This is a genomic window from Pseudomonas sp. S2_A02 (genome assembly GCF_054668495.1).
The window spans coordinates 5724378-5749197 of the sequence record NZ_CP162776.1; the positions used below are offsets into that span (position 1 = coordinate 5724378).

Consider the following 24820-nt stretch of genomic DNA (forward strand, 5'->3'; position numbering starts at 1 on the left):
TGGGGCTGCTGCGCAGCCCAACGGGAGCAAGCTCCCTCGCCACAGGGTTTTGGTTGGTCGGGATATCTTGGGGCCGCTTCGCGACCCGACGGCAGCAAGCCTCAATGAGCATCAGCACTCGGTGCGGGCGGTGGTTGTACCTTGCGCATCAAGGGCACCATCGCCGTGGCGAGGATGAAACAAACCATGATCATCAGGAACGCGTCGCCGTAGGTTTGCGTCTGCGCTTCGCGGTAGGTCAGCAGCCATAGCTGACGCAGGCTGGCGGTGACGCCAATGTCACCGCTTTGGCCGAGGGCTGCGAAGTTATTGCCGACCTGGGACAGCCACTGATTGAGTGCTTCGTTGGTGCTATTGAGGTTCTCCGCCAACCGGGTGAAGTGCAGGTTGGTGCGGTCATTGAGAATGGTCGCGCACGCGGCGATGCCCATTGCGCCGCCGAGATTGCGCATCAGGTTGAACAATCCCGAAGCATGTTTGAGCCGCGCGGGCGCCAGTCCGCCGAGAGTCAGGGTCACCGCAGGCGGCACTGCCAGTTGTTGAGCGATCCCGCGCAAGGCTTGCGGCAGCATCAATTCTTTGGCCCCCCAGTCGTGGGTGATCGGGCTGAAATCCCACATCGACAGGGCAAACAATCCAAGGCCGATCATCATGATCCAGCGCAGGTCGATGCGGTTGGCCAGAAAGGCGTACAGCGGAATCGCCAGAATCTGGAACACCCCGGTGGAAAAAACCGCCAGGCCAATGTCCAGCGCGCCGTAGCCACGTACACGACCGAGAAACAGCGGCGTCAGGTAAATCGTCGCGAACAGGCCGATCCCCGTGACGAAGGAAAAGAAACAGCCGAGGGCGAAGTTACGGTCTTTCAAGGCACGCAGATCGACGATTGGATTGGCCACGTGCAAGGTCCGACCGATGAAAGCTAATCCGGCCAGGCCGCTGATCCAGGCGGTGGTCAGAATCGTGCTGTCGCTAAACCAGTTCCAGCGCGGGCCTTCTTCCAGGGTGTATTCCAGGCAACCGAGAAACACCGCCATGAACAGCATGCTCAGGTAGTCGGCGCCCTTGAGCAGCGACAGTTCCGGCTGGTCGATTTTCACCAGCATCGGCACCGCCACCGCAACGAAAATCCCCGGCACCAAGTTGATGTAGAACAGCCAGTGCCAGGACGAAATGTCCGTGATCCAGCCCCCGATCACCGGCCCCAGCGTCGGTGCCAGCGAGGCCACTGCGCCGATGGTCGCGGCGGCGATCACTCGTTGTTTACCGGTGAAGAAAAAGAATGCGGTGGTGAACACCAGCGGAATCATCGAGCCACCGAGAAAGCCTTGCAGGGCGCGGAAGGCGATCATGCTCTGGATATTCCAGGCCGCGCCGCAGAGCAGGCTGGCCAAGGTGAAACCCACCGCCGAGGCGCAGAACAACCAACGGGTCGAGAACACCCGGGACAACCAGCCCGACAACGGAATCACGATGATCTCGGCGATCAGATAACTGGTCTGCACCCACGCGGTCTCGTCGGTGCCGGCCGAGAGTCCGCCGCCGATGTCACGCAGCGACGCCGAGACGATCTGAATATCCAGCAGCGCGATGAACATGCCGATGCACATCGTGGCGAAGGCAAACACCTTGGTCGCCGTTGCCATGTTGGCGGCATTGAATGGTTGCGCCGGGGCGGCGAGGGCGCGGTTCATGGCGTGCCGGCTACGGTCGGGGTTTCAGGTTCGGCGCGGGTGTCCACTTCGGCAGTCACCGATAAACCGGGACGCAGGTGACCGAGCACGCCATCAGCGGGATCGAGCAGGATTCGCACCGGTACCCGTTGAACGATTTTGGTGAAGTTGCCGGTGGCGTTTTCCGCCGGCAGCACGCTGAACTGCGAACCACTGGCCGGCGCGAGGCTGTCCAGATGACCATGGAATTCACGCCCCTTGAGCACGTCCGCATGAATGATCACACGCTGGCCCGGCGTCATCCGCGACAGCTGATCTTCCTTGAAGTTGGCATCGACCCACAACCCGCTGGCCGGCACCACCGACAGCAGTTGCGAACCGGCCTGGGCGTAAGCACCTACTCGTGCCCGACGATTGCCGATCACGCCGTCTACGGGGGCTTTCAACTCGGTGTAACCGACGTTCAACTGCGCCAGATCACGCTCGGCCCGTGCCTGGATCAACGCCGCTCGCGCTTGCTGTTTCTGTGTTTCAATCACGTTCAATTGGCGTTGCGCGGCCAGCAATTCGGCCTGAGCCCGGGCACTCTGCGCCTGTGCAGTCTTGAAGGTGGCGTCGGCTCGTTGCGCGCTTTCCACCGAGACGGCGTTGCTGCTAACCAGACGTTTGTAGCGAGCGTTATCGTCCCGCGAGCGCGCGGTTTCGGCGCCTGTAGCATCGATACCGGCGCGGGCCTGGCCGATCACCGCGTGTTGCAGTTGTTCGGTGGCGTCGAGGTTGGCGAGCAACGCCTCTTCGGCAGCCACCGCACCTTCGGCCTTGGTCAGGTTGGCGCGATAGTCACGAGCATCGAGGCGGATCAGCACATCACCGGCCTTGACCTTCTGGTTGTCGGTGACCAGGACCTCTTCGATATTCCCCGCGACTTTCGGCCCGATCACCGTGACGTCGCCACCAATATAGGCATCGTCGGTTTCTTCGATGAAACGCCCGGCGGTCCACCAATGGGTCGCGTACAGCCCGATGAACACCAGGGCCGCGATGGCCGCAGTCAGCAAGATCAGCCTTTTAAGCAGGGGAGGCTTGGGAGTATTCACCGCGACAGCAAGGTTGGGTTCAAGGCTGGGCATGCTGGTCATGAAGAAATCCTGTGAGAAGTAATGCTTTATTACAAGTGTAATATGACGTAGGTAATATTTACTGACAATGGGTTTCTGCTGCCAGTCGTCGTTTATCTAAGCCACGCGCCAGGGGTGATGCCGGTCATGTCCTTGAAGAACGCGATAAACGCGCTGTCACTGGCAAATCCCAGTTCGAATGCGCTGTAACTGAGGTTGCGCCCGGTGGCGAGTAATTCCATGGCGCGCATCAACCGCCACTGTTGGCGCCATTGCTGATAGCTCATACCGGTTTCGCGCTGGAAGATTCGGCTGATCGTCCGGCCGCTGGCTCCGATTTGCCTTTCCAGCACCTGCAGTTCCGGTGGCAGTTTTTCTGGCGTCGCGAGCAGTGGTATCAGGCGCTTGTCCCGAGGCAGAGGCAGCAGCATCGGTTGTTGTGTGGCATCACGAATTTCGCTCAAGCACAGGCCCAACAGATGGACGAACTTGCCCTGTTGCCAATCGGTGTCGAAGTCGGCCCCGGCCATCGGTTCCAGTACCGCTCGCAGCAGCGGGCTGACTTCAATGACGCAAACCTGTTGCGGCAGTTCGGCGCATAACTCAGGTTTCAGGTAAATGGATCGATAGTCCACGCTCTGTTGCATCACGGCGCGGTGAACGATACCTGGCGCAATCCATGCGGCGCGGGATGGCGGCAATAAACACAATTGCTGCGCCAGTGTGATGCGCATGCACCCCTGGCGCGTGAACAACAACTGCCCGCATGCGTGTCGATGAAGCCCGGAATCGTGATCGCCCATGGTCGCAGCGATGCCGATAACCAGTGCCGGGGAGGTATCGGGGTTGAATTGTGCATGGGCATCGAGCCAGGCCATAGTTGTCCGATTTCAACGATTGATTGTCAGGGTTTGGATAATACGTCAGTCACGCCTTCTTAAACTCCTCGGCAGTTTTTTCTTGAAGAGTGAAGTCGTGATGAATTCCAGAAGCCTGCTGGTGCTGGCGATCGCCTTGCTGATGTTTCCGCAAATAGCCCAAACCCTTTACAGCCCGGCGTTGGCGGATATCGGTCAGGTGTTTGCTGCCGGCCCTCAAGCGGCGGCGCAAACGCTGTCCGTGTATTTCCTGGCCTTTGCGTTCGGCGTGGTGGTGTGGGGCCGGATGTGTGACCGTATTGGTCGTCGGCTTTCGATGCTCGCCGGGTTGGCGTTGTACGTCGGCGCGACAGTAATGGCGCTGAGCGTCAGCACCTTCAGTGCATTGCTGGGGGCTCAGGCGCTGGCAGCGTTTGGCGCGGCAGTCGGCTCGGTGGTGACGCAAACCTTGCTGCGCGACCGCTTCAAGGGCGCGGAACTGGCTCAGGTATTTTCGGTGATGGGTATCGCCCTAGCCGCGAGTCCGGCGATTGGCTTGTTCAGCGGGGCGAGTCTGGTGCAAGCCTTTGGATATCGAGGCGTGCAGGGCTGTCTGTTGCTGCTGTCGCTGGGGTTGTTGCTGTGGTGCTTGCGCGCGTTACCGGAAACCCGACCGCAGCACCTGATCACCGCGAACCTGTTCGAGACGCTGTGGCGAATGCTGCAAGACCGCAATATCTGGCGCTCGACGCTATTGGTCGCGTTATTCAACATTGCCTTGTTCAGCTACTACAGCCTCGGCCCCTTCATATTCGAGCGACTGGGCTTGAGTGCGCAGTATTTCGGTTACAGCGGTGTGATCCTGGCCTTGGGTTCCGGTCTTGGCGCCTGGCTCAACAAGCGCTTGCTCCATCGAGGGGGCAGGGGCCCGCGCTTGATTCGGCTTGCGGCGTTGTTGGCATTGCTGGGTGGCATCGGCGTATGGCTGATGCAGGACAGCGGTCTGTTCGTGCTGGCGATGCTGCTGGTGGTTTTAGCGTTCGGTATGGCAATCCCGAACATCCTCGGTTCGGCCTTGGTGAATTACGGCGATCGACTGGGCACGGCTGGCGCACTGTTTGGTTTGCTGTATTACCTGTTGATTGGCGGTGGGCTAATCTTGGCAGCCTGGAGTCAGGCGTTGGGTGAAACCTTGATGGTGTGCGGCGCACTGGCCGTGTTGTTGGCAGGGACAGAAAGCTGACCAAAAATGTGCGAGCTGTAGGGCATGTCTTGTATGTTCACCTAGCCAGTGGAATGCATTGCTTCTGCTTAATAGGAAGCATTACTATTCACGCCTCCTCTCCACAGCACACCGCAATGACCCCCAAGCTGCCCCGCAGACACGGCTTTTTCGAGCATTACGAAGAGTTGATCGGCACCTGGACCCGTCGCCTGAGAAATCGTCAGCAGGCCGAGGACTTGGCCCATGACACCTTCGTGCGGGTGCTTGAGTCCGATTCGGCGGCGGTGCAACAACCTCGGGCGTATTTGCACCAGACTGCGCGCAACATTGCGGTGGACGGTTATCGGCGTGAGGATCGGCGGGGCGCCATGGAGTCCGAGGCGATCGATCACAGTGTGTCGTCGTCCGGCGACCCGGAGCATTTCATGCACGCGATCCAGTTGGCGGATTCCATCGAACGGGCGCTCACCGAGCTGCCGGTCAACTGTCGCAAGGTGTTCGTCTGGCAGAAGATCGAAGGCCTGACCCAGGCCGAAATCGCTGAGCGCCTGGGGCTGTCCAAGAACATGGTGGAAAAGTATATGATCCGCACCCTGCGGCATTTGCGTGATCGCCTGGACGGGTTACAGCCATGATTCGCCGCGTCTTCTCATCCGCCGCCAAAAAGGACTTTCCATGATGGACACTGGTGATTGTGCGTGCGGGCAAACAACAGTTCGCGATGAAGCGGCGCGGTGGTTTGTGCGTTTGCAGGAACCTGTCGTCAACGCCGAAGACCGGCGAGGCTTCGAGATCTGGCTGGACGAACACCCTCAGCATCGCGACGAATATCAAATGCTCCAGAGCTTGTGGGCGGCGGCCGATCTGCTGCCCGCCAAGCGTTTGCACGCCTTGTGCGAAACCCCGCCGGCACGCCGCACACGTCCTCCGCTGGTGCGTTACGCGGTGGCTGCCAGTGTGTTGGCGGTGGCGCTTGGCCTGGGGTTGTTCAGCGGCTTGAATCATCCGGCGACCTACACGGCGGAATATTCCACGGCCCTTGGCGAGCGTCGCCATGTGGCGTTGCCGGACGGTTCGGTGATCGATATGAACAGCCGCAGCCGGGTGCAGGTGCGCTATGAAAAAGATCGTCGCGGCATCGAGTTGACGCAAGGCGAGGCGATGTTCAGCGTCGAGCACGACAGCAGCCGACCGTTCGTGGTCGAGGCGGGCAGCGGCAACGTGACAGTCACCGGCACCCGTTTCGACGTGCGTCGCGACAGCACCGAAACCCGGGTCGCGGTGGAGCAGGGCACGGTCAAGGTTCAAGGTAGCGGCGCCGATTTCGTCAGCCTCACCGCTGGCCTTGGCACTCGCGTCGATGCTCTGGGGAAGGTGGCCGCCGCCTATACGGTCAATCCTGCGGAACTGACTGCGTGGCGCAGCGGCAAACTGGTGTTCAACAACGCCAGCCTCAGAGAAGTAGCTGAAGAAGTGTCGCGCTATCGGGAAAAACCGCTGACGGTCGGTAGCGCCAAAGTGGGCGATCTGCGCCTGACTAGCGTGTTCAAATCCGACAACACCGACGCATTGCTCAAGGCCTTGCCGAGCATCCTGCCGGTGGCCATTCGGATCCTCAATGACGGCAGTCAGGAAATAATTGCCCGATAGATTCAGGTTTTTTTCGAGTTCTTCGTCTTCTTGTCCAACTGCAACTGGTTTGCATTAACAGCCGCACACTCTTGCGATCCACAGGACAATGTTCGACGTGAAGAAAACCACCGCTAAAAATAACAAAACATCCTGGCTGCCCCTCGCTCTCGCCCTGGCGGTCAGCTCGGCGCTGCCCCAGGCGTTCGCTGCCGATGCCATTCATATTCAGGCGCAACCGCTAGGTCAGGCCTTGAGTCAGCTGGGGCAGCAAACCTCGCTACAGGTTTTTTTCAGCCCTGAACTGGTGGCCGGTAAACAGGCTCCGGCAGTCGATGGCAATCTCTCGCCGGAACAGGCTTTGCGCCAATTACTGCAAGGCAGCGGTCTGGAATATCAGATCGATGAAGGCTCGGTGACCCTGATGCCAGCCCCGACTTCCGCCGCCAACGGTCCGCTGGAGTTGGGTGTGACCGACATCAAGGTAGTCGGCGACTGGCTCGGTGATGCCAATGCTGCCGTGGTGCAAAACCATCCTGGCGCGCGCACGGTGATCCGTCGTGAAGCCATGGTGGAACAGGGCGCCATGAACGTTGGTGACGTGCTGCGTCGCGTACCCGGCGTGCAAGTGCAGGACGCCAACGGCACCGGCGGCAGCGATATTTCCCTGAACGTCGGTGTGCGCGGCCTGACCTCGCGCCTGTCGCCACGCTCCACTGTGCTGATTGACGGCGTGCCGGCCGCCTTCGCCCCTTATGGGCAACCGCAGCTGTCGATGGCACCGATTTCTTCCGGCAACCTCGACAGCATCGACGTGGTGCGTGGCGCCGGTTCCGTACGTTATGGGCCGCAGAACGTCGGTGGTGTGATCAACTTCGTTACCCGCGCGATTCCGGAGAAAGCCACGGGCGAAATCGGCACCACCCTGGAAACCACCCAGCGCGGTGGCTGGAAACACATCGACACTGCGTTTCTCGGTGGCACCGCCGATAACGGCATGGGCGTGGCGCTGTTGTATTCCGGCGTGAACGGCAACGGTTATCGAAAAAGCAACAACAGCAATGACATCGACGATGTGATCCTCAAGACCCATTGGGCGCCCACCGACCAGGACGATTTCAGTCTCAATTTTCACTACTACGACGCCAGCGCCGACATGCCCGGTGGCCTGACGCAGAAGCAGTATGATGCCGATCCGTTCCAGTCCGACCGCGACCATGACAACTTCAGCGGCCGTCGCAAAGACGTGTCCTTCAAGTGGATTCGGCAGATCGACGACCGCACCCAGGCCGAAGTGCTGACCTACTATTCCGACAGTTTTCGTGGCAGCACCATCGCCGCTCGCGACCAGAAAACCCTCAGCTCTTATCCGCGTACTTACTACACGTTCGGCATCGAACCGCGCGTGTCCCATGTGTTCGATCTGGGCCCGACCACTCAGGAAGCCAGCGTCGGTTATCGCTACCTGAAAGAAGGCATGCATGAAGAGGCGAGCCGCCTGGCGCTGGTGAACAATCAGCCGGTGGTCACCAAAACCTCCGATGGCCATGTGTTCCAGGATCGCACCGGCGGCACCGAAGCCCACGCCATTTACATCGATGACAAGATCGACGTCGGCAACTGGACCGTGACCCCCGGCATCCGTTTTGAAAGCATCAGCACCGAATGGCACGATCGACCGGTTCTCGACACCGCCGGTAAACCTGTGCAGGAAAAACGCCGCAGCATCGACAGCAACGAACCGCTGCCGGCCCTGAGCGTGATGTATCACATGTCCGAGGCCTGGAAGCTGTTCGCCAACTACGAAACCTCGTTTGGCAGCCTGCAATATTTCCAGCTCGGTCAGGGTGGCTCGGGTGACAACACCGCCAACGGCCTGAACCCGGAAAAGGCCAAGACCTACGAGATCGGCACGCGCTACAACGATGACGTGTGGGGCGGGGAAGTGACGCTGTTCTACATCGACTTCGATAAAGAACTGCAATACATCAGCAACGATGTGGGCTGGACCAACCTTGGCGCCACCACGCACCAAGGCCTTGAAGCCTCGGTGCATTACGACATGGCGGCGCTGGACCCACGACTTGACGGCCTGACCGCCAACGCCGGTTTCACCTACACTCGCGCCGTCTATGAAGGTGAGATTCCAGGCTTCAAGGGCCGTGACCTACCGTTCTACTCGCGTCAGGTGGCGACCGCCGGCCTGCGTTATGACATCAACCGCTGGACCTACAACCTCGATGCATTTGCCCAGTCCAAACAGCGCTCGCCGGGCACCGCGGTAAACGCTGATGGCAGTTTCAGCGGCAACTACATCACCGAAGGCAGCGCGGACGGCCAGTACGGCGACATCCCGGGTTATGTCACCTGGAACGTGCGTGGCGGTTATGACTTCGGTTCGCAACTGTCGAACCTGAAAGTCGGCGCGGGGGTGAAGAACATTTTCGACAAGCAGTACTTCACCCGCTCCAGCGATAACAACTCGGGGATGTACGTCGGCGCACCGCGTACCTTCTTTGTGCAGGCCAGTGTCGGGTTCTGATCGACCGAGTTAACTTCATCGCGGGCAAGCCCGCTCCCACAGGATCTGTGTCGTACACAAAATCTGTGTCCACTGAAGATCTCTTGTAGGAGCGAGGCTTGCCCGCGAAGACTGGCATCCAGTCGATAAAGCCGTCGCCTGACACAACGCTTTCGCGAGCAAGCCCGCTCCCACATTGGATCTGCGTCGTGCACAAAATCTGTGTCCGCTGTAGATCCTTGTGGGAGCGGGCTTGCCTGCGAAGACGGACATCCAGCCGATAAAGCCGTCGCCTGACACCACGCGTTCGCGAGCAAGCCCGCTCCCACATTGGATCTGCGTCGTGCACAAATGCTGTGTCCGCTGCAGATCCTTGTGGGAGCGGGCTTGCCCGCGATGCTTTTAAACCTTCAACACCTTCCCGCCAATTGCCACGGCCACCAGCAACACTGCCATCAACCCAAAGGCAAAACTCAAGCTGCTGCCATGGGCGATAAAACCAATCACCGCAGGCCCGGCGAGAATCCCTGCATAGCCCAATGTAGTAATGGCTGGCACGGCAATGCTTTCCGGCATGACGGTCTGTTTGCCCACGGCGGTATAGAGCACCGGCACAATGTTCGAACAGCCAGCGCCGAGCAGCGCATACCCCACCAGCGCCGCTTCCCAGCTCGGTGCAAATGTCGCCAGCGCCAGGCCCGCCGCAGCCGTCGATCCACCAAACACAATCACTCGTGTCGCACCGAGGCGCCGGACAATCGCATCGCCGGTCAAACGCCCGACGGTCATGGTCAGCGCAAACGCCGCATAACCCAGCCCCGCATACGCTGTGTCGATCCCGCGTTCCTGCGCCAGGAACACCGCGCTCCAGTCGAGCGCCGCGCCTTCGGCCAGGAACACGATGAAACACATCCCGCCGATAAACAGCACGATGCCATGCGGCACGGCAAACGCCGGGCCGGAGCTTTCGCTGCCATAGGGCAACAGATGCGGCGCGGCCTTGAGCAACGCCACCACCAGCAGCACGATCACCACCAGCATCGCCCCCAGCGGTGACATCCCGAAGCCGAGCAGGGCGCTGACACCCGCCGCGCCGACGATCCCGCCGAGGCTGAACAACCCATGAAACCCCGACATCATGGTCTTGCCGCTGGCCCGCTCGACGATCACCGCTTGCAGGTTCACCGTCGAATCCACTGTGCCCAGGCCCGCGCCGAACATGAACAACGCGGCGATCAACGCCGGAATCGAAGACACCGTCGCCAACAGCGGCAGTGCCGCACAGATCAACAAGGTCCCGCCGCTCAACACCCGACGGCAGCCAAAACGCGAAGCCAGAATACCGGCCATCGGCATCGCCAGAATCGAGCCCACCCCCAGGCACAGCAGCAACAGCCCGAGGGTTCCTTCATCCAGCCCGACCCGCGCCTTGGCGTAAGGCACCAGCGGCGCCCAGGCCGCGATGCCGAAGCCTGCGATGAAAAAGGCGATGCGCGTGGACATCTGTTCCAGACGCCCGGGGACGAATGAGGCTTGGGTGTTGAGGTTGGTCATATCGATCCTTGGCAAAAAACGTCGCGTCCCCAAGGGACAGTGAACAACCGCATAGGGCTCGATCGTCACGTCCGGGTGGAGTCGCAGTCAGGCAGGGTGACATCCTTGCACAGCCAGCCGTTGTTTCGCGATATCGTCGACGCATCAATTGTTCATAGAGGGGGGCGCCATGACGCGGATGTACGATGCTCGGGGCAATATCTACGCAGTGGTGGCGCCTGACGCTCTGCGCGGTAGCGGTATCGACCTGCCTGAACAAGCCAGCCATGCCGCGCAAACCCGTGAGGCATGGACGTTGTTGGCCATCGAGGCATTCTGCGCTTGGGCTCCAGGTACACAACCGCTCGGCAGCAAGGCGCATCGCTGCGATGGCCTGCTAGTGGGGCCGTTTCAAGCGTTGCCACCTTTTGATCTGCTGATCGTCAACACCGATGGCACCCTGGCCGAGCGCAGTGGCAATGGCCTGACGATTTTTTCCCAGGCCCTTGGCGAACAAGGGCTGATGCCGAAGGAAGAAGCCTGTCAGCTGCGGGTGCATCACGACAAGAGCGATGCGGTTTCACCGCTGGAGACTTCAGTGAAACCCGCTGAAATCGATGGCGTGCAAGGGTTCTGGCTGGACCTGGGACAACCCTCGTTCGGGCCTGAAGCGGTGGGGGCGCAAGGGGTTGAACCCGTGACGTTGAAGGGGCGCGAAGTCAGTCATGTGCGGCCATTGTCGGCGCTTGATCCTTCCTGGAGTCACAGCCAGTTTGTGCGCATCGGCAATCCTCATTGCGTGACGTTGCTGGCGAATGCCGACGCGTTGCCGAGCAATGAGCAGATGCGTGAGCCGCCATTGGCGCAAGGCTTGATGCATATTGCCTACGCCATGCCGACCGGGACAGGGCAGCCGTGTGTGGCTGGGGTGAACCTGCAATGGGCGATGCTTGAATCCGAGAGGCGAATCGTTGCGCGGGTGTTCGAGCGCGGCGAAGGGCCGACCGCCTCGTCGGGCACCAGCGCCAGTGCGGTGGCGTGTGCTGCGTGGCGCGTGGGTTGGGTGACGGCGGGGGAGGTGAAGGTGGTCATGCCTGGCGGCACGGCGCCGATTTTGCTGGAAGAATCGGATGGCGAATTGAGTCGGGTCAGGTTGTTTGGTACGGCGCGGTTGATGGGGTGAATTCAACATCGCCATCGCGGGCAAGCCCGCTCCCACAGGTTCTCCATTGTTTGCAAATTTTGCATTCAACACAGATCCCTGTGGGAGCGGGCTTGCCCGCGATGAGGCCCGCACAGTCAGCGAAAATTCAGAGCTGATCCGCCCATTCCACCACCGGCATTTGCCGCTTCATCAACACCTTGCCCCCGCGAACCGAATACAGCGGCAAACCCTGGCTACGAATCACCTCATAATCACTGTCCGCCGACAGAATCAACAGATTCGCTGGTCGCCCTTGTTCCAGCCCATAACGATCGCCCAGGTTCATGGCCTTGGCACTGTTGTCGGTCACCAGATCCAGCGCACTTTGCAGATTGCGATAACCGAGCATGTGGCAGATGTGCAACCCAGCCTCGAGCACCCGCAAAATGTTGCCGTTGCCCAACGGATACCACGGGTCGACGATCGAATCCTGGCCGAAACACACGTTCATCCCCGCTTCGAGCAACTCATTCACTCGGGTCACGCCACGGCGTTTCGGGAAGCTGTCGAAGCGTCCTTGCAGGTGAATGCTTTCGGTGGGGCAGGAGACAAAGCTGATCCCCGAATGCCCGAGCAGCCGAAAGAGTTTGGCGCAGTAGGCGTTGTCGTAAGAGCCCATGGCCGTGGTGTGGCTGGCGGTGACGCGTGAACCCATGTCGCGGCTGCGGGCCTCTTCGGCCAGCACCTCAAGGAAGCGTGAATGCGGGTCGTCGGTTTCGTCGCAATGCACGTCCACCAGACAACCGGTGCGCTCGGCCAGGTCCATGAGGAACTTCACCGAACTGACGCCCTGATCTCGGGTGTACTCGAAATGCGGAATGCCCCCGACCACATCGGCGCCCAGGCGGATCGCTTCTTCCATCAGCTCCCGGCCGTTGCGGTACGACTCGATGCCCTCCTGAGGAAACGCGACGATTTGCAGGTCGATCAGGTGGCGGCATTCCTCGCGGACTTCGAGCATTGCCTTGAGCGCGGTCAATTCCGGGTCGGTGACATCGACGTGGGTGCGCACATGCTGGATGCCATGGGCGGCGAGGGTCTGGATGGTCTTCTTGGCGCGGGTCTTGGTGTCTTCCTGGGTGATGGTCGCCTTGCGCTCGCCCCAGCACTCGATGCCTTCGAACAGTGTGCCGCTCATGTTCCAGCGCGGTTCGCCGGCGGTCAGGGTGGCGTCGAGGTGAATGTGCGGCTCGACAAAGGGCGGCACCACCAGATTGCCGCCGGCGTCCAGGTCATCCGGCCCCAGGGACGGGGCTTCAGTTTGCCGGGCGATGCTGTGAATCAGGCCGTTTTCCAGGTGCAACTCATGCAGGCCTTCTTGGTTGCGCAGGCGGGCGTTGATGATGTGCATCGGGCGAATCCTTCTAGAGATCTTGGAGTGGTGCGTCGGCGGTACGGGCACCCAGTACCCCGGTCAATAGCACATACGTTAGCGCGGCTACGGCAATCCCTACCAGTGGCGCGACCCACGGCGAACTGAAGGCGGCGACTGTGCCGACCGCATAAGCGCTCAGTCCCGGCCAGTTGAACGCGGGCAACCGTGTGTCGGCCAAGCGGGGGTAGCGGCCCCGAAAGCGGAAGAAAAAGTCCGCCATGATCACCCCGCCAATCGGGGGAATCACTGTGCCCAGCAGAATCAGGTAAGGCACTAGCATGTCGTACATGCCCAGCAGTGCCAGCAGCGTGCCGATCACCGCACCGGCCAGGGTCACAGTTCTGCGCCGGCCGGTGCGCAGCAAGTTGCAGCCGGCGACGGCGAAGTTGTAGATGGTGTTGTCCTGGGTGCTCCAGATGTTGAGCAGCAACATTGCCATTGCGGCCATGGCGAAGCCTTGCAACAGCAGCACTTCGACCACGTCCGGTTGCTGATAGACGATGGCGCCGTAGGCACCGATCAACACCATCAGACCATTGCCGACGAAGAAGCCGATCAGGCTCGCCAGCACCGCAACCCGCGCCGAACGGGAGAAGCGTGTCCAGTTGGTTGCTTGCGTCGCACCACTGACGAAGGTGCCGAACACCAAGGTAATTGCCGTCGACCAATCCAGCGTTCCGGTCGGAACCACCGCGAGCAAGCCCTCGAGCCCGCCGACCTTCACCGTCGCGACCCACATCGACAACATCAGCAGCAACACCATGGCCGGCACGGCGATGTACGACAGAATCTCCAGCCCACGATAGCCGATGTACGCCGTTGCGCAGAACCCCAGGCCGAACAACACCATCAGCCCCAGAACGGTGCCCTGGTTCAGTTCGAAATACTTGCCCAGTACCACTGCCGCTGTCGCGGTGCCCCAGGCGTACCAACCGATCTGGGTGAAACCGAGGATCAGGTCGCTGAGTTTGCTGCCGACTTCACCGAAGCAGAAACGTCCCATCAATACCGAGTTGAGGCCGCTCTTGAAGGCGATGTAGCCCAGTCCCGCGGCGTAGATCCCCAGCAGCAGATTGCCGACGATAATCACCGCCATCATCTCGCCGAAACTGAACGCCACGCCAAGCTTGCCACCGGCAAACATGGTCGCGGTGAAGAAGGTAAAACCCAGTAGCACCATGGCGGTGGAGGCGAGTCCCTTGCGGGCATGCATCGGGACTTCGCTGAGGGGGTAATCGTTGCCCAAATCGTTCTGCGTCATGTGGCGTTCCTTGCTGGATGGAGGACGCGGGGGTGTTGCAGTGCTCGTGCCAATGGCGCGAGGGTGTTGTTATTTATAGACGAGCAGGCGGATTTGGCCCGAAGAGGGCTCGAAAGCAGTGCACCTGAAGGAACACGGCACCCATGTGGGAGCGAGCCTGCTCGCGATAGCGGTGGCACACTCACTACTCGGGTGACTGTCAGACCGCTATCGCGAGCAGGCTCGCTCCCACATTTGATTCGGTTTTTTCAGGGGGATTTGTGCAGGGGCAAAAACCGCAATATCGCCGCCACAATCGCCTCCGGCGCATCCTCCTGAACCAGATGCCCGGCATTGGCAATGGCGTGAAATTGCGACCCCGCAATCATCTGATGCAGCGCCTGGCCGCGCTCAATGGGAATCCACTGATCGTCCTTCCCCCAAAGAATCTGCACCGGGCAGCGAATCGTCGGGTACAGCCCCTCGACCTCGCGGGTATAACATTCATCCATCTGCGCGATCTGCCGGTAGAACGCCGCTTGTCCCGGTTCCCCCAGCCAAGGCTGCGCATAGGGCGCCAGCTCATGATCGGGAATCTCGCGCTTGATCGCGCCACGAATATAGGTCGGCACAATCGCCTGCTGAATGTAGTCGGGCAGTCCACTGAACGCCGCTTCATGCTGACGCACATGCTGTACGAACGGCGAACCCCAGGGCGACAGCGCCACCGGATCGATCAGCGTCAGGCTGCGGTAATCCTTGCCATTGAGCAGATGCGCGCGCAACGCGGTGGCGCCGCCGAAATCGTGGGCCACCACGTCTGGCCGTTCCAGGCCCCAGTGCTCGAGCAATTGCGCCAACAGTTGGTTTTGTACGCCCAGCGACACATCGCCATCCGGCTGATTGGATTGCCCGTAACCCAGCAGATCGAAGTAGTGCACCCGGTGCGTGGTGATGAAGTGCGGCGCGATCCGGTGCCACACATAAGAAGAGAAGGGCGTGCCATGCACGAACACCAGCGGCGGACCGTCGCCACGCACGGCGTAGCGCACGGAATGCCCGTTGAAGCGATAGGTCTGAGCCAGCGGCCAGTCAGCCATGGGAGCGTCCTCTTGGCATGTGCGAGCCAAGAAGCATAGGCATAAAAAAACAGCCATTGAAGGCTGTTTTTATATTCACTGACGAAACGCAGTTCTTGTGTGGTCGGGCTTGTGTGGGAGTCGGGCTTGCCCGCGATGCAGGCGGCTCGGTTTAACGTCGAACCGGGTTGATGCCATCGCAGCGGTGCGGCGATCCGACAAGCCAGCTCCCACAGGGATTTATGTTGTGCTTGGGGTCGGTCTACTCACCGCGATAGATGCAACCGCTGGTGCAGGTCTCGTGGATACGAATCGCGCTGAGTTCCGGCAGCAGGGGTTTCAATTCATTCCAGATCCACTTGGCCAGCACTTCGCTGGTCGGGTTTTCCAGGCCAGGAATGTCGTTCAAATAGTTGTGGTCCAGACGCTCGTAGAGCGGCTTGAAGATCGCCTTGATTTCCGAGAAGTCGCGGATCCAGCCGGTGTGCGGATCGAGGTCGCCGCTCAGGTGAATCGCCACTTTGAACGAGTGACCGTGCAAGCGACCGCACTTGTGGCCGTCCGGCACGTGGGGCAGGCGGTGGGCGGACTCGAAGGTAAATTCTTTGAAGATTTCCACAGTCATGTTCAGCTCTGTTCAGATGGCGTTCGCCGCAGCGATTCGGGCAGGTGGCGAGTTTACCAGTTTGCGTTTGGCGATGCGGGAAAACACTGACTAAAGGGTCAGCAAGCGCTCGCCCAAGCGCCCGTTGGCGGCTAGTTCAAGGAACTCATCGCCCAGACGACGGCTTTCATTCATCGTCGTGCGCCAGTATTTCTGCCGGCTCGGGGCGTCGCCCATGAAGCGCTTGAAATCGTTACGGTCCGGCAGTTTGCCGTAGGGCAGGCGCGACAGATATTCCTTCGACGGCGCCAGCAACAGAACATCCTGCAAACGCACCGGGCAGGCGCGGCGCCACGGTAGGGTCTTGTCGAACCAGCCGGGGATCACTCGATCAGTGAAGTGTGGATAGAGCACGATGTCGTTGCCGCTGTAGGGCAAGTCGAGGTGATAGTCCAGCAGCCCGCCATCGCGAAACGTCCCGGCGCCGGCACCCGGCAGGTCGCGCACGCCTTGCATGACCATCGGGATCGAGCCCGAGGCGAGCAGGGCCTGGCGTAGGTTGCCGGCATCCAGCGCAACGAAGCGCGACGGGAAGTCATTCAGCGCGTTTACCGGTGGCGCGAGGCGTGGGTCGTGGATGATCAGCCGCTCGAAATGCCGCGACAGCCGCGCTCGTCCGCGCAGGTTGTCGGCGATCACCGACGACAGTCCCAGCCCCAGCCGACCACGATGATCGTCCGCCAGCAGGCCGTGACTTTTGACCACCATGATGTTCAGTCGGTAGTGGGCGTTATCCAGAATCGATGCATCGCGGCCGTCGAGCAAGTCATCGAGCATGCGCCGGGAGCTCTGGCTGATCTGCGCCATGGTCACGCCCTTGGCGAAATTCTGCTCTGTGTACAGATGACCGAGGCGACGGATGCCTTCAGCAGCATCCGGCAGGCAGGCGCTGGCGAACCGCCAGGAGCCAACCGACGCGCCGATCAGCGAGCGTTCCCGGGGTGCCGCTGGCAGCCATTCGCCGAACAACGCCAGATCCAGGCCCTGAATCCCCAACGCTTTCGGGCCACCGGCGGCGCCCGGCAACGTGCCCACGTCGGTGGCGCTCAAGCCGTTTGCCCGGATACGCGCCAAGGCACGCGGGCCGGCCTTGATAGTCAGGGAAGGGAACTTGATGTGGATCGCGGTCATACCGGTCTCGATGTCTGGCAGGCGGCGATTATAAGCGCGTACCAGACAGCGCGGCACACAATCTGTAGGAGCCAGGCTTGCCGGCGAAGGCGTCCTCGAAATCGCCTTCGCCGGCAAGCCTGGCTCCTACAGGGATTTGTATGTGTCAGTAATGTCGCGTTGCAATCATCAATGATGGCAATTCAGTTTCAGTTAAGTTCGAATCACTAAGGTAGCGCCCGTAGTAACACATAAAAAAATACGGAGACACCGATGAAAATCCTGACTGCCCTGTTCACCGCCTCCATCATCGCCATGACCGCCAGCATCGCCCACGCGCGAGACCTCGGCCCCGACGAAGCCCTGAGACTGCGCGACGCTGGTACCATTGTGTCCTTCGAGAAGCTCAACGCCACGGCACTGGCCAAACACCCCGGCGCCAAAATCAGCGAAACCGAGCTTGAAGAAGAGTACGGCAAGTACATCTACCAGGTGGAACTGCGCGACCCGCAGGGCCTTGAGTGGAACCTGGAATTGGACGCTGTCAGCGGGCAGGTTCTCAAGAATCATCAGGATACGTAATGAAGGTGTTTTCGTTAAATCGACGCGCCAGCAGTCGAATGGCGCTGGCGCTCCTGGCTTTTTGCTCGGTGGTCATGGCCCGCGACCTGGATCAGGACGAGGCCCTGCGCCTGCGCCAACAAGGGGTGATCCTGCCGCTGGAGCAACTCTTGCAGCAAGCGCTGGACCTCTATCCCGGGGCCAAACTGCTGGAAGCCGAGCTTGAGGAAAAACACGACGTCTACGTTTATGAGGTCGAGCTGCTGACCGCCGAAGGCGTGGTGCGTGAGCTGGACCTTGACGCCACCACCGGCCATTTACTGAAAGACAAGGAAGACTGATCGATGCGTTTGCTCCTGGTGGAAGACCACGTGCCGCTGGCCGACGAATTGATGGCTGGCCTCAACCGGCAGGGTTACGCCGTGGACTGGCTGGCCGACGGCCGTGATGCGGTGTACCAGGGCAGCAGCGAGCCCTATGACCTGATCATCCTCGACCTCGGCCTGCCGGGTTTGCCAGGGCTCGACGTGCTGGCGCAATGGCGAGCCGGGGGCTTGGCCACGCCAGTGCTGATCCTCACCGCGCGCGGTTCCTGGGCCGAGCGGATCGAAGGCCTCAAGGCCGGCGCCGACGATTACCTGACCAAACCGTTTCACCCCGAAGAGCTGCACTTGCGAGTCCAGGCACTATTACGCCGCTCCCACGGCCACGCCAATCAGCCGACGCTCAAGGCCGCCGGTTTGCATCTGGATGAAGGTCGCCAATGCGTGACCCGCGACGGCGCCGACATCCAGCTCACCGCCGCCGAGTTTCGCCTGCTGCGCTACTTCATGCTGCACCCCGAACAGATCCTTTCCAAAAGCCATCTCGCCGAACACCTCTACGACGGTGAAACCGAGCGCGATTCCAACGTGCTGGAAGTCCACGTCAATCACCTGCGACGCAAGCTCGGCCGCAGCGTGATCGAAACCCGTCGCGGTCAGGGTTACCTGTTCGGCGGGCAAGCCCAGTGAGGTCGATCCAGCGCCGCTTGAGCCTGGGCCTGATCAGCGTGATGGTGATCGTCGGTCTGGTGCTGGCGCAAACCAGCCTGTGGCTGTTCGAAATGGGTTTGCAGCGCTACCTCGAAGCCGGGCTGCGCAACGACAGCGAAAACCTGTTGGTGGCGCTGGTGCGTGGGCCGCAGGGTTTGCAACTGGATGAGCGGCACTTGTCGCCGGCCTATCAGCGACCTTTCTCCGGGCACTATTTTCGTATCGATTTCGCCGACAACCATTGGCGTTCCCGCTCGTTATGGGATCAGGAGCTGCCGCAGCTAGGACACCCCGGCCTGCATAGCAATCTGCAATTGGGGCCGGAAGGGCAGCAGCTGCTGGTATTGCGTTCGGACTATCGTCGGTTGGGCCAGGCGATTTCCATTAGCGTCGCCCAGGACTATACCCCGGTGCGTGAGAGCTTTCGGCGCATGCAACAGGTCGGCCTCGGGTTGGGACTGGCGGGGCTGTTGCTGATATTGCTGTTACAACGGATCACCGTGCGCCGCGCCTTGCGCCCATTGGAAAAGGCCCGTGAGCAAATCGCCCAGTTGCAGCAGGGCCAGCGCTCGCAACTCGATGAAGAAGTGCCGCTGGAGCTGGAACCGCTGGTGGCGCAGATCAACCATTTGCTGGCTCACACCGAAGACAGTCTCAAGCGCTCGCGTAATGCGTTGGGCAATCTTGGCCATGCCTTGAAAACCCCTCTGGCGGTGTTGTTGAGCCTGGCTTCCAGCGAAAAACTCGATGCTCACCCGCAGCTGCGTAAAGTCATGCAGGCCCAACTGGAACAGGTTCAGCAACGGCTCAATCGCGAACTCAACCGCGCCCGACTGTCCGGTGATGCACTGCCGGGGGCGTTGTTCGATTGCGATGCGGAGCTGCCTGGGTTGCTGGCCACGTTGAACATGATTCACGGCGAACACCTCGAGCTGAGCTATCGCGCGCCGGCCGGTTTGCAACTGCCGTGGGATCGCGAAGATCTGCTGGAGTTGCTCGGCAACCTGCTGGACAACGCCTGCAAATGGGCGGATGCCGAGGTGCGGCTGAGCGTGGTCGAAACGGCAGAAAGGTTTGAGTTGAGCGTGGAAGACGATGGACCGGGGATTCCCGAAGACCAGCGCGCTCAGGTGTTCAGCCGCGGTACTCGGCTTGATGAACAGACGGATGGGCATGGGCTGGGGTTGGGCATCGTGCGTGACATCCTCGACCCATGGGGCGGGGTGTTGAAGTTGCAGGAAAGCGAGTGGGGCGGGTTGATGGTGATGATCGAGTTGCCCAAACGCTGACCCCAATCTGAAGAACGCCAATTAACCCTGTGGGAGCGGGCTTGCCCGCGATGGCGATGTAACAGTCAACATAGATGTTGGATGTTATGACCTCATCGCGGGCAAGCCCGCTCCACATTGGATCTGTGTTGCCTGCAAATTTTGCGGGCAACCACTAACCCTGTGGGAGCAAGCCTGCTCGCGATTGGCTTGCAGAGCCGACTTGACCCGAAGGCTGCGATCTTTTGATCTTCTGGTGTCATCAAGGTCGTTGAAAATCAAAGGATTGCAGCCTTCGACAGTGCCTACGAAGGTTGGCGTTGGCTTTGACAAGGCGGCAATGCTCCGGCACAGTGCGCGCCCTCTAATAAAACCCTTTTTCTTTAATCCGCTGGCGGCCTATGCAGACTGCCGGCCGGACTCATTCCGTTTGGCGGTGATTGCCTCACCGCGCTGTTTTTGAGGTAGCAATAATGAATGCAGTAATTGCCGCGGTCGGCATCATGCTGATCCTCAGCCTGTCCCGCGTGCATGTGGTCATCGCGCTGATCGTGGGCGCGCTGGTGGGCGGTCTGACCGGTGGTCTGGGCATCGACGCGACCCTGAAAGCCTTCAACAATGGCCTCGGTGGCGGAGCGACGGTGGCGATGTCTTATGCTTTGCTCGGCGCGTTCGCCGTGGCCATCGCCAAGTCCGGCCTGGCCCATGCGCTGGCTGACAAAGCCTTGGCCATGGTCGATCGCCAGCACGCCAACGGAGGCGGCAATGTCAAATGGCTGCTGATCGGTTTGCTGTGGGTGGTGGCTATCGCCTCGCAGAACATCTTGCCGATTCATATCGCCTTTATCCCGTTGCTGGTGCCGCCACTGTTATATGTGCTGACCAAACTGCAACTGGATCGTCGATTGATTGCCTGCCTCATTACGTTCGGTCTGATCACGCCGTATATGTTCTTGCCCGTGGGCTTCGGCAACATCTTCCTCAATGAAATTCTGCTGGCGAACGTCGCCCGCAGTGGCGTGGACATCAGCGGTATCAACGTCACCCATGCCATGGGTATTCCGGCGCTGGGCATGGTGTTTGGCTTGGCGGCAGCGTTGATCAGCTACCGCAAGAAGCGCGTTTACGACCTCGAGAAAATCGAGAAAGTCGAACAGGTCGCGGTGCAGTACAACCCAATGAGCCTGATGATCGCCGGTCTGGCCATTGCCGTCGCGTTCATTGTTCAGTTGCTGTTGGACTCGATGATTATCGGGGCGCTGGTGGGCTTCCTGATCTTTTCGGTGTCGGGCATCGTCAAATGGCGCGACACCGATGACCTGTTCACCGAAGGCATGAAGATGATGGCGATGATCGGCTTCATCATGATCGCCGCGTCCGGGTTTGCCGAAGTGATGAAAGCCACCGGTCATGTGCAGACGCTGGTGGAGTCCTCGGCGTCGTGGATCAACCACAGCAAAGGCATCGGTGCACTGTTGATGCTGCTGGTCGGATTGTTGGTGACCATGGGCATCGGCTCGTCGTTTTCCACGGTGCCGATCCTGGCGGCGATTTTCGTGCCGTTGTGCGTGCAACTGGGCTTTAGCCCGATTGCCATCGTGTGCATCGTCGGCACTGCTGGCGCGTTGGGCGATGCCGGGTCACCCGCGTCGGATTCGACCCTGGGCCCGACCTCCGGTTTGAACATCGACGGCCAGCATCACCACATCTGGGACACCGTGGTCCCGACCTTCCTGCACTACAACCTGCCGTTGCTGGCGTTTGGCTGGGTGGCCGCGATGGTGTTGTAACCACATTTACCTTGTGGGAGCGTGGCTTGCCCGCGATGAACGATTACGCGGTGTGCCTGACAAACCGCGGCGCCTGAATCGCGGGCAAGCCACGCTCCCACAATGACCGCGTTCAACTTTTGAATTGGCCTGCCGTTATAGCCTTTAACCACGCCAAAAAAATCAAAAGAGTGAACGTTATGCGCATGAGCCTGAAGGCTAAAGTCCTGTCCCTTGCCGTCCTCCCGGTGCTGCTCTTTGCGCTGGTCATCAGTCTGACCACGCTGTTCATTCTGCAAGAGCAGGCCCGCAAGGAAGTCGAGGAAACCCGTCAGCGCCTGCTCAGCGATGCCAAGGCGACCCTGCAAAGTTATGTTGCCGTGGCCATGACCACGATCAAACCGCTGTACGACGCGGCTGCTCCCGGCGATGACGCGGCGCGGGCGCAGGTGATCAAGTTGCTGTCGAGCATCACCTACGGCAAGGACGGCTACTTCTTCGGCTACGACTCCAATACCGTGCGCCTGTTCAAGGCCAGCAGCGCCGAAGGCGTGGGCCAGAGCTTCAAGGACAACCGCGACCCGAACGGCGTCTACGTCAATCGTGACCTGGTGAAAGTCGCCAAGGACGGTACTCACTACCTGCAATACAGTTCGCCGCTGCCCGGTAACACGCAAGTGTTGGTGCCCAAACTCGGCTACACCGAATACCTGTCGAAGTGGGACATGGCGGTCGGCACCTCGGTCAACCTCGACGGCATCGAAGCGCAAGTGGCGGTGGTTGAGGCCAAGGTCCAGGAACGCATGCAAGGCGTGGTGCTGAGCATTGTCGGGATTGCCGTGGTGGTGCTGCTGGTGATCGCTGCTGCCGGGATGCTGCTGGCCAACACCATTCTGCGTCCGCTGAACCTGATGAAAGCCAACCTCGACGACATCGCGGCGGGCGAGGGCGACCTGACCCGGCGCCTGACCATTACCAGCCAGGATGAGCTCGGCGAACTGGCCGGCTCGTTCAACCGTTTCGTCGACAAGATCCACGGTTTGGTGCGGCAGATCACTGAAATGACCTCGCAACTGACCGGGCTGGTGAATCAGGTCTCCGATCAGGCACAGCGTTCGGATCAGGCCATGGAGCGTCAGCGTCACGAAACCGATCAGGTGGCCACGGCGATCAACGAAATGTCGGCGGCGGCCCAGGAAGTGGCCAAAAGCGCACAAAACGCGGCGGTCGCTGCCCAGCAGACCGATGAAGAAGGCCAGGCCGCCAAGCGCGTGGTGGCCGGCAGCATCGTGAAGATTCATGCGTTGGTGAACGATATTCGCAGCAGCGGCGTGTCTCTCGACAGTTTGCAGAAAGACGTGTCGTCGATTGTCAGTGTGCTTGGGGTGATCCGTTCGATTGCCGAACAGACCAACCTTCTGGCGCTCAACGCCGCCATTGAGGCGGCCCGCGCCGGTGAGGCCGGACGTGGTTTTGCGGTGGTCGCCGACGAAGTGCGTGCATTGGCCAGTCGCACGCAAATCAGCACCCAGGAAATCCAGAGCATGATCGACCGCTTGCAGGCCGGCACCCAATCGGCAGTCGAAGCCATGCGCCGCTCCAGCGAGGCCGGCGACGGCACGTCGGCCCAGGCCAACGAGGCGGGGGCGTCTCTGGATGCCATGGCCCAGCTGATCGGCACCATCAACTCGATGAACGCACAGATCGCCAGCGCCGCCGAGGAGCAAACCGCCGTGGCCGAAGAGATCAACCGCAGCGTGCATCAAATTGCCGTGGCCGTAGACAGCGTCGCCGACGAAACCCAGCTCGGCGCCCAGACCTCACGCAGCCTGGCCGACCTCGGTCAACGCCTGGGGCAACTGGTCGGGCAATTCCGTATCTGATTGATAGTGCTTTAGGGGCGAGGGGGCTTGCCCCAATGCCGGTAAATCAAGAAATTTGAGCGACGATAATCCTGTGGGAGCGTGGCTTGCCCGCGAAGGCGTCGTGTCATTCAACATTGATATCGACTGACACTACGCTTTCGCGGGCAAGCCACGCTCCCACAGGTCTGCGCCTTGACTTACTGGCATTAGGGTTTTTCCCCTCTCACCCCAGGGCAGTGTTCATCCCTGAGTAGCCGCATCGCGACTACCCTCATTAGTAAGCAAACACCGTCCAAGCGTTTGTTTGAACCCGTATCCGGAACGGGCGGTCATTTGCTTCAGGTGTCGCGCATCCGCGGCGCCCGGACGACCCTAACCATGGAGTCAGACTTATGAATGACGGTACCTGCGACTGCCCGAAATGTAACTGTAAGCTGGGTGAACACCCTATCGTGCGTCACGGCAAGCACTATTGCTGTGAAGCCTGCGCCAAGCATCACGAACATGGCGAAGCCTGCGCCACCAAAGGCTGCAAGTGTGCTCAACACTAACTGTTCAGCCAAAAAAGTGGAGCCTTCCAGGCTCCACTTCGGTTTGAATCTTTACTCTCCTTTTTGACGCTCAACTGGCCGGTCGCCAGGTCACATTCTCGATGCCGAATTTTTCCGCCAGCGGTTTGCTGGTCTTTTGCACCCGTTCACGGCCAAAGCGCGGGATCCGCCCGACTCCGGCGTCGCAACTTGCCCAGTGCCAAGCCTCTGCATTGTCCATTTTGTCCAGGCGGATAATGAAAGACTTGGGCTGGCCATGAAGGGTGTATTCAATAACGAAAAGTTTTGCATTGTTCATAAAGCCTGTATTCCTCCCTGTAGTTATAGAGGGATCGCGAGGCGCGGGGAAAATTCAGTCGAATTGTCGGTGGTGACAGTGACTGGCGACAGCCGGACGCCTCGTGATCATGGAGCCTTCCCGGCCCCCCAATGATCCTGGCTTAAGGCTCAAGGTGCGCCGGCGGAACCGTCACAGTCGGCATTTAAGTTGAATGTTCCGGCCCTTCGCGAGCAGGCTCGCTCCCACAGTTGATCTGCGCCGCTC

22 protein-coding genes and 1 pseudogene are annotated in these 24820 nt (G+C 60.3%); 13 read left to right on the top strand and 10 right to left on the bottom strand.

The features are described from left to right. Window positions 1-101: 101 nt before the first annotated feature. The 3 genes from AB4O41_RS26050 to AB4O41_RS26060 form a co-directional block, all read right to left on the bottom strand. Window positions 102-1694, bottom strand: a complete 1593-nt coding sequence (locus tag AB4O41_RS26050) for a DHA2 family efflux MFS transporter permease subunit (protein ID WP_460145249.1) — start codon at window positions 1692-1694, stop codon at window positions 102-104. Then, window positions 1691-2812 (bottom strand): HlyD family secretion protein, encoded by a 1122-nt coding sequence (locus AB4O41_RS26055; RefSeq protein WP_460145250.1) that lies wholly within the window; start codon window positions 2810-2812, stop codon window positions 1691-1693. Before AB4O41_RS26055 ends, AB4O41_RS26050 begins: the two co-directional genes overlap by 4 nt. A gap of 92 nt (window positions 2813-2904) precedes the next feature. After that, a complete protein-coding gene (locus AB4O41_RS26060) occupies window positions 2905-3669 on the bottom strand; it encodes an AraC family transcriptional regulator (protein WP_460145251.1) in 765 nt (254 codons plus the stop codon). A 100-nt stretch (window positions 3670-3769) separates the two neighbouring features. On the opposite strand from AB4O41_RS26060, the gene AB4O41_RS26065 reads away from it, so the two are divergent. From AB4O41_RS26065 to AB4O41_RS26080, 4 genes are all read left to right on the top strand, one after another. Next, entirely contained in the window at window positions 3770-4891 is a 1122-nt protein-coding gene (locus AB4O41_RS26065; RefSeq protein ID WP_460148424.1) for an MFS transporter, read from the top strand. Between the two features lie 116 nt (window positions 4892-5007). Further along, a complete protein-coding gene (locus AB4O41_RS26070) occupies window positions 5008-5508 on the top strand; it encodes a sigma-70 family RNA polymerase sigma factor (protein WP_007907700.1) in 501 nt (166 codons plus the stop codon). 40 nt (window positions 5509-5548) lie between these two features. Further along, window positions 5549-6523 carry a FecR family protein gene (locus tag AB4O41_RS26075; RefSeq protein ID WP_460145252.1) on the top strand — a complete coding sequence of 325 codons (975 nt, stop codon included), beginning with the start codon at window positions 5549-5551 and terminating at the stop codon, window positions 6521-6523. A gap of 97 nt (window positions 6524-6620) precedes the next feature. Further along, window positions 6621-9044 (top strand): TonB-dependent siderophore receptor, encoded by a 2424-nt coding sequence (locus tag AB4O41_RS26080; protein WP_460145253.1) that lies wholly within the window; start codon window positions 6621-6623, stop codon window positions 9042-9044. Window positions 9045-9425: 381 nt separating this feature from the next. Here AB4O41_RS26080 and AB4O41_RS26085 read toward each other — a convergent pair whose 3' ends face one another. Further along, window positions 9426-10577: an MFS transporter gene (locus AB4O41_RS26085; protein ID WP_460145254.1), complete on the bottom strand. Its 1152-nt coding sequence runs from the start codon at window positions 10575-10577 to the stop codon at window positions 9426-9428. A 169-nt stretch (window positions 10578-10746) separates the two neighbouring features. Here AB4O41_RS26085 and AB4O41_RS26090 point away from each other — a divergent pair, with 169 nt between their 5' ends. Continuing rightward, window positions 10747-11739 carry a diaminopimelate epimerase gene (locus AB4O41_RS26090; RefSeq protein WP_460145255.1) on the top strand — a complete coding sequence of 331 codons (993 nt, stop codon included), beginning with the start codon at window positions 10747-10749 and terminating at the stop codon, window positions 11737-11739. Between the two features lie 127 nt (window positions 11740-11866). On the opposite strand, the gene codA is transcribed toward AB4O41_RS26090, so the two are convergent. The 5 genes from codA to AB4O41_RS26115 form a co-directional block, all read right to left on the bottom strand. Continuing rightward, window positions 11867-13111 (bottom strand): cytosine deaminase, encoded by a 1245-nt coding sequence (codA, locus tag AB4O41_RS26095; RefSeq protein ID WP_460145256.1) that lies wholly within the window; start codon window positions 13109-13111, stop codon window positions 11867-11869. A 13-nt stretch (window positions 13112-13124) separates the two neighbouring features. Further along, window positions 13125-14396 (bottom strand): cytosine permease, encoded by a 1272-nt coding sequence (gene codB / locus AB4O41_RS26100; protein WP_460145257.1) that lies wholly within the window; start codon window positions 14394-14396, stop codon window positions 13125-13127. Window positions 14397-14644: 248 nt separating this feature from the next. Next, complete coding sequence (locus tag AB4O41_RS26105; protein ID WP_460145258.1) at window positions 14645-15475, bottom strand: alpha/beta fold hydrolase; 831 nt, start codon at window positions 15473-15475, stop codon at window positions 14645-14647. Window positions 15476-15716: 241 nt separating this feature from the next. Further along, a complete protein-coding gene (queD, locus tag AB4O41_RS26110; protein WP_003173033.1) occupies window positions 15717-16073 on the bottom strand; it encodes a 6-carboxytetrahydropterin synthase QueD in 357 nt (118 codons plus the stop codon). A 96-nt stretch (window positions 16074-16169) separates the two neighbouring features. After that, window positions 16170-17249, bottom strand: a complete 1080-nt coding sequence (locus AB4O41_RS26115) for a patatin-like phospholipase family protein (RefSeq protein WP_460145259.1) — start codon at window positions 17247-17249, stop codon at window positions 16170-16172. Window positions 17250-17501: 252 nt separating this feature from the next. Here AB4O41_RS26115 and AB4O41_RS26120 point away from each other — a divergent pair, with 252 nt between their 5' ends. From AB4O41_RS26120 to AB4O41_RS26155, 8 genes and pseudogenes are all read left to right on the top strand, one after another. Beyond that, window positions 17502-17810: a PepSY domain-containing protein gene (locus AB4O41_RS26120; protein ID WP_460145260.1), complete on the top strand. Its 309-nt coding sequence runs from the start codon at window positions 17502-17504 to the stop codon at window positions 17808-17810. Then, window positions 17810-18130: a PepSY domain-containing protein gene (locus AB4O41_RS26125; RefSeq protein ID WP_460145261.1), complete on the top strand. Its 321-nt coding sequence runs from the start codon at window positions 17810-17812 to the stop codon at window positions 18128-18130. Before AB4O41_RS26120 ends, AB4O41_RS26125 begins: the two co-directional genes overlap by 1 nt. 3 nt (window positions 18131-18133) lie before the next feature. Further along, window positions 18134-18802, top strand: coding sequence for a response regulator transcription factor (locus tag AB4O41_RS26130; protein ID WP_007907723.1), 669 nt, complete (start codon window positions 18134-18136; stop codon window positions 18800-18802). Continuing rightward, the gene (locus tag AB4O41_RS26135; protein WP_460145262.1) at window positions 18799-20112 is read left to right on the top strand and encodes a sensor histidine kinase; all 1314 of its coding nucleotides are present in this window, start codon (window positions 18799-18801) and stop codon (window positions 20110-20112) included. Before AB4O41_RS26130 ends, AB4O41_RS26135 begins: the two co-directional genes overlap by 4 nt. Before the next feature lie 452 nt (window positions 20113-20564). Beyond that, a complete protein-coding gene (locus tag AB4O41_RS26140) occupies window positions 20565-21881 on the top strand; it encodes a Na+/H+ antiporter family protein (protein ID WP_460145263.1) in 1317 nt (438 codons plus the stop codon). A gap of 185 nt (window positions 21882-22066) precedes the next feature. After that, window positions 22067-22885, top strand: a pseudogene (locus AB4O41_RS26145) (cache domain-containing protein); the annotation flags it as partial. Window positions 22886-22987: 102 nt separating this feature from the next. Further along, the gene (locus AB4O41_RS26150; protein WP_371317174.1) at window positions 22988-23743 is read left to right on the top strand and encodes a methyl-accepting chemotaxis protein; all 756 of its coding nucleotides are present in this window, start codon (window positions 22988-22990) and stop codon (window positions 23741-23743) included. A 374-nt stretch (window positions 23744-24117) separates the two neighbouring features. Further along, complete coding sequence (locus AB4O41_RS26155) at window positions 24118-24276, top strand: metallothionein (RefSeq protein WP_460145264.1); 159 nt, start codon at window positions 24118-24120, stop codon at window positions 24274-24276. A gap of 70 nt (window positions 24277-24346) precedes the next feature. Here AB4O41_RS26155 and AB4O41_RS26160 read toward each other — a convergent pair whose 3' ends face one another. Then, window positions 24347-24574, bottom strand: a complete 228-nt coding sequence (locus tag AB4O41_RS26160) for a DUF6555 family protein (protein ID WP_008071169.1) — start codon at window positions 24572-24574, stop codon at window positions 24347-24349. Between the last annotated feature and the right edge of the window lie 246 nt (window positions 24575-24820).